The organism is Micromonospora cathayae (genome assembly GCF_028993575.1).
GTDB lineage: Bacteria > Actinomycetota > Actinomycetes > Mycobacteriales > Micromonosporaceae > Micromonospora > Micromonospora cathayae.
The window spans coordinates 4,924,361-4,937,199 of record NZ_CP118615.1; the positions used below are offsets into that span (position 1 = coordinate 4,924,361).

The following is a 12,839-nucleotide window of genomic DNA, read 5'->3' on the forward strand; positions in this document are numbered from 1 at the left end:
CCGGCGGTCGGCTGCGGCGGCTGTTGCCGCAGCGCGCCGGTCGACGCCTCACACCGGCACCGGCTCGTCGACCAGGTGACCGTCCCGCAGGGTGAGCACCCGGTCGGCGACCCGCATCATCGTCGGGTCGTGCGTGGCGACCAGCGCGGTCATGCCCCGGGCCCGGACCAGGGCCCGCAGCAGGTCCATCACCGCCTGGCCGGTCTCGGAGTCCAACTGGCCGGTGGGTTCGTCGGCGATCAGCAGCGCCGGGTCGTGGGCCAGGGCCCGCGCCACGGCCACCCGCTGCTGCTGCCCGCCGGACATCTCGTACGGGCGTTGCCGGGCGTGTCCGCCCAGGCCGACCAGTTCCAGCAGCACCGCGACCCGCTGGTCACGTTCGGCGGCCGGCACCTTCGTCAGCCGCAGCGGCAGGCCGACGTTCTCCGCCGCCGAGAGGATCGGGATCAGCCCGAACGACTGGAACACGAACCCGACGGTGTCGCGGCGCAACGCCAGCAGGTCCCGTTCGGCGCCGGCGGTCACGTCCCGGCCGGCCACCCGGATCCGGCCGGCGGTGGGCCGGTCCAGCCCGCCGACCAGGTTCAGCAGGGTGGTCTTGCCGGCACCGGAGCGTCCCCGGACCGCCACCAGCTCACCGTGTCCGGCGGTGAACGACACGTCCCGCAGGGCGTGCACGACCTGCCCGGCGCCGGGGTAGTCGCGGCTGACGCCGTCGACGACGACCAACGGTTCGCTCATCGGTTCTCCTCGGTGCCGGGGCGGACCCGCACGTGGTCGGTTTCCAGGGTGAGCCGGACCCGGTCACGCAGGGCGAGCGCGTCGACGAACGCGGCGGGCAGCTGCATGCGGCCGGTGCGGTCGAGGACCGCGTACTCCTCGGTGACCACCTCCTCGACGCCGTCGACGCCGACACGCGCCGAGCGGCGTACCTCGCTGGCGGTACGGCCGTCGCGGATGGCCACGGTCCGGCGGACCTGACCGGCCACCGCCGGGTCGTGGGTGACCACCACCACGGTGACGCCCAGTTCGGCGTTGATGGTGCGCAGCGCCCCGAACACCTCCCCGGCGGTGGTCTCGTCGAGTTCCCCGGTCGGTTCGTCGGCGAACAGCACCTCCGGGTCGTTGGCGACCGCGACCGCGACCGCGCAGCGTTGCTGTTCGCCGCCGCTCATCCGGGCCGGCCGACGGTCGGCGCAGTGCCCCACCCCGACCAGGTCCAGCAGTTCGGCGGCCCGCCGTCGGGCGGCCCGGCCCCGCCGGCCGGCCAGCCGCATCGGCAGCTCGACGTTCTCGGCGGCGCTCAGGTACGGCAGCAGGTTCCGGGCGGTCTGCTGCCACACGAACCCGACGGTGTGCCGCCGGTACGCCAGCCGGCGTTTCGCCGACATGGTCAGCAGGTCGTAGCCGGCGACCCGGGCGATGCCGGCGGTGGGCACGTCCAGCCCGGACAGGATGTTCAACACGGTGGACTTCCCGGAGCCGGACGCGCCGACGATCGCCAGCAGCTCACCCCGGTCGACGACCAGGTCGAGCCCTTGCAGGGCGACGACCTCCACCCCGTCGGTGGAGAAGATCCGCACCAGGCCGTCGCAGACGATGTGTCCGCGGAGCCGGTCGGTGCCGCCGGCGCGGGCGGCGGCCGCGTCGGCGGCGCGGCGCTGCAACGCGGCCAGGTCCGGGACGGTGGGCACGGCGGTCACGGGTTCTCCTCTCCCAGCCGGAGCACCTCACCGAGGCGCATCCGTCGGTTCACCAGCATCTCCACGGCCAGTCCGGCGGTCAGGCCGGCGGCGACCAGCGCGAGTACCGCACCCACCACGAGGGGGTCCAGGTGCCAGCCGGCGGTCACCCCGGGCGTGAACGCGGACAGCCCCAGCGCCGGGCCGAGCAGCCACGGCAGCACCACCCCGACGGTGGCGCCGGCCACCGCGGCCACCCCGACCAGCGGCACCAGCTCGTACACCAGCAGCCGCCGGCCCTGGGCGGCGGAGAACCCCAGGGTCCGCAGCCGGGACAGCACCCGGGCCCGGGCGCGGGCGTCGGCGAGGACCGCGAACCCGACCGCGAGCAGCGCCAACGCGCCGCCACCGACCGCGCCGACGGTGAACGTGAGGGTCAGTACGTCGTTGGCGCCGCTGCGGTCCAGGGCCCGCCGGTGGGCGTGCCGGGTGAGCACCTCGGCCGGCAGTTCCGGCACGGTCACGTCGGTGCCGAGCACCGCCGCCTGCCACTGCCGCTGCCCGTCGTCGGCGACGGCCAGCAGCGCCGCCCGGTCGGGGTCGTCACCGGCGAGCAGGTACCGGTTGGGGATGATCGGGGTGTCGACGGGTTCGGGCAGCGCCTGCCAGGGCAGCACCACGAACCGGTCGGTGCCCAGGTCCACGCCGGGGAACGTGTCGGTCACCGCGGCCACGGTGAACCCGTACAGCCGGTTCTGCACGTCGGCGGCGGCGGTGCCGTCGACGGCGGCGGCGACCTGCGGGGACACCACCGCCGGTACCGGCCCGTCGCCGCGGGTGGCGGCGGTGAGCACGGCGGGCACGTCGACGTCGACGCCGCTGTCGGCGACCACCCGCGCGAACGCGGGCCCGTCGACGACCAGGATCCGGGCGGTGGTGAGGACCTGCGCCTGCGGGTCGGTGCCGGTGAGCACCGACCGGCTGGACTCCACCCGTACCGGGGCGACCGCGTCGACGCCGGGCACGGCGGCGAGCCGGCCACCGGTGGCGGGCGTGAACGCGTACCCGGTGAGCCACGCGTCGGCGGGGACGCTCAGGTCGGTGGCGGTGTCCCGGGCCCGACCGACGGTGTCGGTGACGACGGCGCTGAACACGCCGGTGGCGACCGCGACGACCAGCACCGCGAGGGGGCCGGTGGTGACCGGCGCGCCGCGTCCGGCGCGGGCCACCCCGAGGAAGAACAGCGCGCCCCGGGCCCGGGTGGCGGCGGCGTCGAGCAGCCGCAGCGGCCCGGGCAGGGCCCGCAGCGCCAGCAACGCCACCGCGACGGCGGCCAGCGCCGGCACCGCGGCCAGGTACGCGTCGACGGTGGCGCCGTCACCGACGCCGCGTCGGCGCAGCAGCACCACCCCCAGTACGGCGACCGCCAGGACGGTCACCTCGGCGGTGAGTCGTCGGGCCGACGGGCGGCGGCGTACCAGGTCGTGCCGGCCGGTGACGACGGTGGCCCGGTGTTGTCCGGTGACCGCGAGCACCGGCACCACGGCGGTGGTGACCGCCGCGATCACCGGCAGCGCCCACCAGGTGCCGCCGGGGCGGCCCGGAGCGGCGAGTCCGGCCAGTGCGCCGGCGAGGACGGCGGCGGGTTGCAGCAGCGCCGCCTCGGTCAGGGTGCGTCGGGCGACGGCCGGCAGGGACGCTCCCCTCGATCGCAGCAGCGTCAGTTCGGCGTGCCGGCTCTGCACGGCGATCCGGGCGGCCAGCAGGACCAGGCCGAGCAGGCTGGCCAGCAGTCCGGCCTGCACCATGGCCAGCAAATTACCCACCGAGGTGAGCTGGGCGGCGAACCGCACCAGGGTGGTGTCCAGGGAGGTCTGCACGGTGGCGTCGGGCAGCCACGGGTGGCGGCGGGCCGCGCCGAGCGCCGCCGTGACCGCTTCGGTCGACGACGCGTCGATGCGGTCGGTGTCGAACCGGTACCGCCAGGTGTGCTGGGCGGTCAGGCCGGTGCCGGCGGCGACGGCGGTGACACCGGCGGGGTCGGTGACGGCGACCGCGACGAACGGGTCGCCGTCGTTGACGGGCAGCAGGGGTTCCAGCGCCTGCGGCATGGCCTGCCACACCGGTGCGGTGGCGTCGGCGGGCGTGAACACCCCGGACACCACCAGGTCGGCGGGGGCGGCGTCGCCGCGTATCCCGAGCCGGACGCCGGGACGCAGGTCCAGTGCGGCGGCCACCGCTTCGGACACGGCGACCTGGGTGGGTCGGCCGGGGCTGCTGGCCGGCCACCGGCCGGCGGTCAGTCGGGCCGCCTGCGGTACCCCGGTCTGGGCGCGCAGGCCGAGCTGGACCCGTCCGCCGCCGCCGAGCGGGCCGACGTCGCCGACGGCGACGGCCCGGTCGGCGTCGATGGCGACGGCCTGCCACCGCTGGTCGACCAGGTCGGGCAGCGGCGCGGGCAGGTCGGCGGCGAACCGGTCCAGGGTGTCGGGTGCGGTGGGCGCGGTGCGGGCGGCGATGGTCAGGTCCCGCGCCTGGTACGGCAGCGGGGTGACCGCGGCGCGCAGGCTCCGGTCGGCGTGGTCGTTGGCGAGTCGGGGCGCGGCGGTGACCAGAGCGGCCGCGACCAGCCCGAGGGCGGCCAGCAGGGTGGCCGGGCCGGCGGTGGCGCGCAGCCGACGCCAGGGCCCGGCGCTGCCGTGTGGTCTCATCGGGGTCACCGGTCCTCTCCGCCGCGCAGCCGGCCGGCTTCGGGTCGGCCGCGTAGCCGCGCCGCCGTGACAGCGGTGGCGGCCAGCGCCAACGCCAGCACCCCGGCGGCGGTGGCCAGCAGCGGCGGCCAGTCGATCAGCAGCACGGGGGTGGGGGTGGGGCGGCCCGCCGCCGGGGTCAGGATGACCAGGGGTGCCATGGTGGCGGCGACCGCGACGCCGACGGCCACGCCGACCAGTACGCCGGTGCCGGCGAGGAACGCCTGTTCGGTGACCAGGGAACGGGTGACGGTGCGGTGGGACGCGCCGAGGGTGTGCAGCACGGCCAGTTCGCCGGCGCGGCGGCGGGCGGTGGCGTTGACGTCGACGGTGATGCCGACGCCGGCGAGCAGCACCGCGCCGAGGGCGGCGGCGAACAGGGCGGTCCGCGCGCCGACGCCGAACGGGTCGTCGGCCAGGTCGCGGGCCACGGCCCGCCGGTCGTGCACGTCGAGCCCACCGAGGCCGGTCGCGGCGGTGGCCGCGGTGTCGGGTTGCCGGGGGTCCACCGTCAGCCACCATTCCTGGTTGGCGCGCAGCAGTCCCCGGTCGGCGAAGAGCCGGTCCCGCAGGGCCGGCAGGTCGGCGAAGACGGCGGCGGCCTGCGTGTCGCCGGGCAGCGCGTCGATGCTGTCGACGACCCGCACGTCGACCTCGGCGGCGCCCAGGTACAGCCGGGTCTGCGCGCCGACGTCCAGCCGTAGGGCGGCCAGCGCCGCCGGGGTGAGCAGCAGCGGCACCGCGCCGGTGGTGGCGCGGGTGACGGCCAGTTGGATGCCCTGGCCGCCGCGTCCGGTGCGGGCGGTGCTGTCGGAGCGGTCGGTGCGGACGTACCGGGCGGTGAGGGTGCCGGCGCGGGCGGTGGCGGTGGCGTCGGGTGGGCTGCCGCCCCGGTCGACCGTGTGCCAGGTCCCGCCGCCCAGGTCGACGGGGGTGCTGTCGTCGGCGCGGAGGTTCCGCAGTCGCCAGTCGACGACGGTGCCGGTGCGGCCGACGGTGTCGACGGTGAACCCGGCCAGCCGGGCCGGCGGGTCGTCGGCGGGCAGGTCGACGGTGAACCCGACGTCCTGTCCGCTGCCGCCGGTGCCGAGGGGGAGCCGGTGGTGGCCGCCGTCGGGTGTGGTGAGCACCGCCCAGGCGCGTACCGGGGCGGGCGTGTCGGTGGCGGTGACGGTGGCGGTCCAGGTGCCGGCAAGTCGCCGCGCGCCGGCCGGCAGGGTGGTGTGTCCGCTGACCGGTCGGGCCCGGGTGAGCGTGTCGAACACCTGCGCGGGTGGCGGGCCGGTCAGGTCGGGTCGGATCCGCATGACGTGTCCGGCGGTGCCGGCGTCGGCGGCGACCAGGGAGGCGGGCACGCTGTCGGGGCCGAGGCTGAGGGTGTCGCGCCAGGTGGGCAGCACGGCGGTCACGCCGGGCAGCCCGGCGAGCTGCCCGGCCCGCTGGGCGGGGGCGTCGCGGCGCTGTTCGGTCAGCCGCAGGTCCGCGCCGACCTGGTGGTCGGCCTGGTCGGTGAGGGACCGGCCGGTGGTGCCGGCCAGGGACCAGCCCAGGGCGCTGACGGCGACGGCCAGGGCGACCAGCAGCACCGGGCCGGCGTGGGGTCGGCGGCCGGCCTGCCACACGCCGAGCAGTGGCGCGGTCCACCGGTCGACGCCGCGTTCGGCCAGTCGGGTCACCGGTGGCAGCAGCCGCAGGGCCAGCACCGCGCCGGCGAGGACCCCGAGGGTGGGTGCGGCGGCCAGCAGCGGGTCGATGCCGAGGTCGCCGCCGGTGCCGCCGGTCAGTGGTGACGCATACGACCGCAGCTGGTACCAGCCGAGCAGGGCCACCACGACCAGGACGACGTCCACGCCGGCGCGTTGTGCCGCGCCGCGGCGGCCCGGCCGGGACCGGCTGGCCTGGTCGGCGACGTAGCTGGCGCCGCGGCGCAGGTTGGGGGCGAGCATCGCCACGGCGCAGCCGGCCGCGACGACGACGGTGACCGCCCAGGTGAGCGCGTCGAGTCGTGGGTCGAGGCGCAGCGACACGGCCGACAGGGCGGGGATCCGGTCGGCCTGCCGTAGTGCCGCGGTGGCCAGGGGTGGGGCCAGCAGCACGGCCGGCGCGACGACCAGCGCGGCTTCCCGGGTGGCGAGGGCGGCGAGTTGGGTGCGGGCGGCGCCGCGGGCGCGCAGCAGCGCGGTCTCGCCGCGTCGGTGTTCGGTGAGCAGGACGGCGACCAGCAGCAGCGTGTATCCGGCGAGGACGGCGACGAGCAGCATCGGGGTGACCAGCGCGGACCGGCCGACCAGGGTGGCCCGCTGGATCCGGTCGACCAGGGCGGGCAGCCCGGTGGTGGCGGTGCCGGAGTCACCGAGTCCGGCGGCCTGGGGTAGGGCGGTGGTGGCGGTGCGGGCGGCGGCGGCGAGCCGGTCGAGGCGGCCGGTGCCGCCGGTGACGTCCGGTTCGACCAGCCAGCCGGCGGAGGCGTTGGTGAGGAAGTGCCGCCCGAACGCGGCCCGGTCCACGGTCAGCGGCCCGTACGTGGCGGTGGCGGGTCGCCGGCCGCCGGTGGCGTCGGGGGCGAGCCGCCAGTAGGTGTCGCCGGGGTCGCGGGGCTGCCACAGGCCCACGACGGTGACGTCGGTGACCCGGCCGGTGAAGCCGTCGGTGACGGGGATCCGGTCGCCGACGGTGACGCCGAGGGTGCCGGCGACCGCGTCGGGCAGGGTCCCGGCGACCGTCGTGGTGCCGGTGCCGGTGCCGGGCCAGGTGCCGGCGGTGAGTCGGGCGTGGGCGGCGAGGTCGTCGAGGAACATCACCGAGGCGTAGACGACGCCGTCGTCGTCGGGCACGGCGGTGCCGGTGTCGCCACGTAGGTGCCGGCCGGCGGCGTACCCGGCGGTGGTGACGGTGGCGGGCCAACCGTCGAGGGTGTCGGCGACGCCGTCGCGGAGCGCCCGGTCCCGCTGGTCGAGCGTGTCGACGGTGCGGCCGGCGGGGCCCCGCACCAGCAGCGACCGGTCCTCGGCGGTGGCCGCGGCGAGGACCGTGCGGGTGCCGGAGTCGACGACGTCGCGGTGGTATCCGGCCAGGGCGGTGAGCGCGCTGGTCGCGACCAGGGTCGCCGCGGCGGCGGCGAGGAGCAGACCGGTGGTGCCGCGGGCCCGTCGTAGCGCCAGCATGTGTGTCGTGCCCCCCGCGGTCGTGGTCGCGGGGGGCCGGCTGCCGCCCCCGCGTGCCCGTGAAGACAACCGAGGGGGTGGGAAAGGTTGACGTCGGGACCGGATCCGTCGATCACGAACCGGTCACGGCGCGGGTCAGGCGAGCGGGCCGAGGTCTCCGCTGCGGTAGTGCCGCCGGCACAGCACCTGGTAGCGGACCTGCGCGTCGGGGACGGTGTCACCGATGACGACCTGGGCGCCTTCGCGGACCACCCGGCCGCCGACGACGCGGGCGTTGAGCAGCCCCTCGCGTCCGCACCAGCACAGCACCTCGACCTGGATGCGGGCCACCGCGTCGGCGAGTTCGAACAGCCGCTGCGCGGCGGGGAAGAAACTCGACCGGAAGTCGGTGGCCAGGCCGAACGCGAACACGTCGACGTCGTCGTGGTCGACCAGTTCGGCCATCTGCTCGACGTGTTCGACCTGGTAGAAGGACGCCTCGTCGCAGATCAGGTAGTCGACGCGTTCCCCGTCGGCCCACCGGCCGCGCACCAGGGCCCGCAGGTCCAGGTCGTCGGTGACCTCGATGGCCTCGTGGGCCAGGCCGATGCGGGTGGTGACCTGCGGGCCCAGCGACCGGTCGATGCGGGTGGTGACCAGGCCGCGGCGGCCCTGCCGGGCGTGGTTGTAGTTCATCTGCAACGCCATGGTGGACTTGCCGCAGTCCATCGGCCCCCAGAAGAACTTCAGCGCCGCGGCGTGCAGGGGGCGCCCGTCGGCTCCGCGGGCGGCGGCGCAGGTGGGGGCGTCCGGCTCGCCCGGCAGCGGTCGGGCCAGGCAGGTCGGGGCGGCGTCGTCGACATCGGTCACGGACCGGCAGCCTAGCCCATCGACTGACCCCGATCCGTGTGGTTACAGGACGCGCGGCGGCACGTTCCCCGCCGCGACGATGGCCCGCCGCACCGGCACCGCCAACAACAGCACGAACCCCACCACGAAGAAGATCAACAACGACACCAGGCCCACCCGGTACGAGTTGGTCAACTGGAACACCACCCCGAAGGCGAGGGGCCCCAACCAGCTGGTGCCCTTGTCACTGATCTCGTAGAAGCCGTAGTACTCGCCCTCCTTACCGGCCGGGATCAGCTGACTGAACAGCGACCGGCTCAACGCCTGACTGCCCCCCAACACCAACCCGATCCCCGCGCCCAGCACCATGAACGGCACCGGCGCCTCCGGCGGCAGCCAGAACGCCGCCAGGATCACCCCGGTCCACAGCACCAGCGACAGCAGCACCGTCTTCCACGCCCCGAACCACTTCGCCAACGCCCCCAGCAGCAACGCCCCACCGAACGCCAGGAACTGCACCAGCAGGATCGTCACGATCAGCGTCGACTGCCCCAACCGCAGCTCCTCGGTGCCGTACTGGCTGGCCAACGCGATCACCGTCTGGATGCCGTCGTTGTACACCAGGAACGCCAGCAGGAAGAACAACGTCAACGGGTACGCCTTGATCTCCCGCAGCGTCCGACCCAACTGCCGGAACCCGTCGACCAGCACGTTCCCGCCGCCACCGGTCGCCGCCACCGACGGCCGCTCCCGCAGCCACGCCAACGGCACCAGCGTGAACACCGCCCACCACACCCCGGCCGACACGATCGACCAGCGCGCCAGGTCCAGGGTGCGCTGCGCGGTGCCGTCCCCGAACGAGTTCACCACCACCAGGTTCACCGCCAGCAGCGTCCCGCCACCCAGGTAGCCCAGCGCCCAACCCCGACTGGAGATACCGTCCCGGTCGTCCGGGCCCCCCAACTGCGGCAGGAACGAGTTGTACACCACCACCGACGCCCCGAACGCGATGTTCGCCACCACGAACAGCACCCCACCCAGCAGGTACCGGTCCCCGGTGACGAACACCATCGCCACCGTCGCCCCCGCACCCAGGAACGCGAACACCGCCAGCAGCCGCTTCTTGTGCAGCGACCGGTCCGCGATCGCCCCGGTCACCGGCAACACGAACACCGTCAGGAACACCGACAACGACACCAGGTACGGAAAGTACGACCCGGCGGCCACCTTCACCCCCAGCGGGTACACGTACCCGCCACAGCGGTCCGCGCCCAACGCACAGCCGGCGGCGACCTCGGCGACACTGGTCAGGAACGGCCCCAGGAACACCGTGATCACGGTGGTGGAGAACGCCGACATCGCCCAGTCGTAGAAGTACCAGCCGGTGCGTTCCCGACGGGTGCTCGCCGGGGGTGTCGACGCCACGGCGGGGGAGAGGGTCTCGGCCATCGGGTCCTTCACACGGTGTGGTGGGGATTCAGGCGGCCCAGTGGCCGCGACTGCGGTACACCTCGACCAACCGGTCGACGTGATCGGTCATGATGCCATCCACACCCAGGTCCAGTAACTCGTGCATCTCGTCAGGTTCGTCGATCGTCCAGACATGCACGTGCAGTCCGAGCCGGTGCGCGTACCGCACCAGCCGCCGGTCCACCACCGGCAGCCGCCCGTACCGCACCGGCACCTGCGCGGCGACCACCGACGGCGGCAACCGCAACGGCCGCCCGGTCAGCGACGCCATCCGCAGCCGCGCCACCCCCCGCATCCCCAACGACGTGGCGACCTTCGGGCCGGCCAGGGCCCGCAGCCGGGCCAGCCGGTCATCACTGAACGACGCCAGCAGCACCCGGTCGGTCGCCCCGACCCGCTCCACCGTCGCCACCGTCGCCGCCACCGCCGGATCGGCCTTCACATCGACGTTGAACCGGATCTCCGGCCACCCGGCGAGCACCTCGTCCAGCCTCGGCACCGCCGCCGCCCCACCCACCCGCACCGTCGCCAGGTCCGCCCACCGCAACGCGGCGATCCGCCCCCGTTCCCCGGTGACCCGGTCCAGGGTGGCGTCGTGGAACACCACCGCCACCCCGTCGGCGGTGGCGTGCACGTCGGTCTCGACGTACCGGTAGCCGAGGCCGACGGCCCGGGCGAACGCCGCGGCGGTGTTCTCGTCACCCCGCGCCGCGCCCCCACGGTGAGCGAACGCCAGCGGGGCCGGCGCGTCGAGGTAGGCGTGGGACACGCCGGCAGTATGCACCCCGGCCCCGCACCACGACGGTCAGGGGTTGGTCGCCAGGAACAGGTAACTGGCGCACAACGACAGGTGCACCCACGCCTGCAACAGCGTCGCCCGGCCGGGCATCACGGTCAGGATCCCCACCGCGGCGGTCAGCCCCAGCAGCACGATCTGGGTCGCCCCCAGCCCCAGCACCAGCGGCCCCTCCAGCCACAACGACGCCACCGCGATCGCCGGGATGGTCAACCCGATGCTCGCCATCGCCGACCCCAACGCCAGGTTCAGGCTGATCTGCACCCGGTCCCGCCGGGCGTTGCGGGCCGCCGCGAGGGTCTCCGGCAGCAGCACCAGCAACGCGATGACCACCCCGACGACCGCCGGCGGCAACCCGGCCCCGGCCACCGCCTGCTCGATCGTCACCGACTCGACCTTCGCCAGCCCCACCACCGCCACCAGCGCCACCACCAGCAACCCGAAACTGACCAGCGCGGTCCGCATCGGCGGGGCGGGCGCGTGCTCCTCCTCACCGGTGGCGTACCGCTCCGGCTCGCCCGGACCCGCCGCGACCGCCTCCCGGCCGGGCTTCGGCAACGGCAGGAAGTAGTCCCGGTGCCGGACGTTCTGCACGAACACGAACATCCCGTACAGGGCCAGCGACGCCACCGCCGCGAACACCAACTGCGGCCCGGAGAACGCCGCACCGGGCGTGCTGGTGGTGAACGTCGGCAGCACCAGACTCAGCACCGCCAGGGTCAGCACCGTCGCCAGCGCCGCCCCGGTGCCCTCCGGGTTGAACACCGCCACCCGCCGCCGCAACGCGGTCAGCAGCAACGACAACCCGACGATCCCGTTACAGGTGATCATCACGGCGGCGAACACGGTGTCCCGTGCCAGGGTGTCGGTGTTCTTCCCGCCGGACACCATCAGCGTGATGATCAACCCCACCTCGATCACGGTGACCGCGACCGCCAGGATCAACGACCCGAACGGCTCACCCACCCGGTGCGCGACCACCTCCGCGTGGTGCACCGCCGCCAGCACCGCCCCGGCCAGCAACACCACCACCACGACCTCGACCGCCACCGGCAGGTCGCGCCCCCACACCATGACCAGAGCGACGAGGGCCGCCACCGGCACCAGCACCGCGGGCGCCAGCACCGGAAGACGGGACACGGCCGCCGGTACCCGCATGCGACCTCCAGGTCCACCCGCCCCGGCACACCGGACCCGACGGGATCGTCGACGACGCCTCCCTGTCGACGGGGAAGCGGGCGAACCACCGGCCCCCGCACCACCGGGACCACCACCCAAGACCATGATCATAGCGGAGCGGGGCAGCTCAACCGGCCCGAACAGGATTGTCCCCGCCGCCCGCGCTCACCCGCCGGCGGCACGCCGCCGGTGACTGCGGCTGGTGTCGACCGGCCGCCCCGGATCCACGTGCCGCGGCCGGTCCGGCTCGTCCACCCGCAACGGCACCAGCGTGTCGGTCACCGCGTCGATGATCAGATCAGTGGCCCGCCGCGCCGCCCCCGGCACCGCCGGATCCACACCCCCCAGCTCGACCGGCGCACCGAACCGCACCCGGATCACCGGCCGCCGCCACACCGCCCGCCACACCGCCGCCACCATCCCCTTCGGCGCCCGGTACGGCAGCACCTCGTGCGACCCCCACTGCGCCACCGGCACCACCGGCGCACCGCAGGCGAACGCCAACCGCGCCGTACCGGTCTTGCCGCGCTCCGGCCACATCCCCGGGTCCAGACCGATCCGCCCCTCCGGGTACACCAGGATCACCGACCCGGCGGCCACCGCCTCGGCGGCGTCGTGCAACGCCTGCCCGACCGCCGCGGTGCCCCGGTCGACCCGGATGTGCCCGGCGTGCCGCATCGCCGCGCCCACCACCGGCGCCCGGAACAGGCCACCGGTGGCCATGATCCGCGGCGACACCCCCCGGGCCCGGCAGGCCGCGGCCAACACCAGCGGGTCGAACGGGCTGATGTGGTTGGCGGCCAGGATCAGCGGCCCACGCCGCCACCGGTCCGGCACGTCACCGTCGACCTCGAGACGGGCCACCGCGCCGACGATCAGCCGCGCGGCCAACTGCGCGGCGCGCCACAGCCACGGGGGACGCCAGGGGGAGTGCGGGGTGTCCATCAGCGGTCGATGGTCGCACGCGCCG

General features: G+C 75.2%; 9 protein-coding genes. All 9 read right to left on the reverse strand.

Annotated features, from left to right (window positions below):
- Positions 1 to 48: 48 nt before the first annotated feature.
- Complete coding sequence (locus tag PVK37_RS22080; protein ID WP_275029548.1) at positions 49 to 741, reverse strand: ABC transporter ATP-binding protein; 693 nt, start codon at positions 739 to 741, stop codon at positions 49 to 51.
- Positions 738 to 1,694, reverse strand: coding sequence for an ABC transporter ATP-binding protein (locus PVK37_RS22085; RefSeq protein ID WP_275035207.1), 957 nt, complete (start codon positions 1,692 to 1,694; stop codon positions 738 to 740). The genes PVK37_RS22080 and PVK37_RS22085 overlap by 4 nt, the downstream gene beginning before the upstream one ends.
- A gap of 5 nt (positions 1,695 to 1,699) precedes the next feature.
- The gene (locus tag PVK37_RS22090) at positions 1,700 to 4,393 is read right to left on the reverse strand and encodes an FtsX-like permease family protein (RefSeq protein WP_275029549.1); all 2,694 of its coding nucleotides are present in this window, start codon (positions 4,391 to 4,393) and stop codon (positions 1,700 to 1,702) included.
- Positions 4,394 to 4,398: 5 nt separating this feature from the next.
- Positions 4,399 to 7,596 (reverse strand): FtsX-like permease family protein, encoded by a 3,198-nt coding sequence (locus tag PVK37_RS22095; protein ID WP_275029551.1) that lies wholly within the window; start codon positions 7,594 to 7,596, stop codon positions 4,399 to 4,401.
- 135 nt (positions 7,597 to 7,731) lie between these two features.
- Positions 7,732 to 8,412, reverse strand: coding sequence for a thymidine kinase (locus PVK37_RS22100; RefSeq protein ID WP_423791101.1), 681 nt, complete (start codon positions 8,410 to 8,412; stop codon positions 7,732 to 7,734).
- Between the two features lie 75 nt (positions 8,413 to 8,487).
- Positions 8,488 to 9,873 carry an MFS transporter gene (locus PVK37_RS22105; protein WP_275029553.1) on the reverse strand — a complete coding sequence of 462 codons (1,386 nt, stop codon included), beginning with the start codon at positions 9,871 to 9,873 and terminating at the stop codon, positions 8,488 to 8,490.
- 28 nt (positions 9,874 to 9,901) lie between these two features.
- Positions 9,902 to 10,663, reverse strand: coding sequence for a glycerophosphodiester phosphodiesterase family protein (locus PVK37_RS22110; protein ID WP_275029554.1), 762 nt, complete (start codon positions 10,661 to 10,663; stop codon positions 9,902 to 9,904).
- 36 nt (positions 10,664 to 10,699) lie between these two features.
- A complete protein-coding gene (locus PVK37_RS22115; protein ID WP_423791102.1) occupies positions 10,700 to 11,764 on the reverse strand; it encodes a calcium:cation antiporter in 1,065 nt (354 codons plus the stop codon).
- A gap of 270 nt (positions 11,765 to 12,034) precedes the next feature.
- The gene (locus tag PVK37_RS22120) at positions 12,035 to 12,814 is read right to left on the reverse strand and encodes a lysophospholipid acyltransferase family protein (protein ID WP_275029557.1); all 780 of its coding nucleotides are present in this window, start codon (positions 12,812 to 12,814) and stop codon (positions 12,035 to 12,037) included.
- Positions 12,815 to 12,839: the final 25 nt, after the last annotated feature.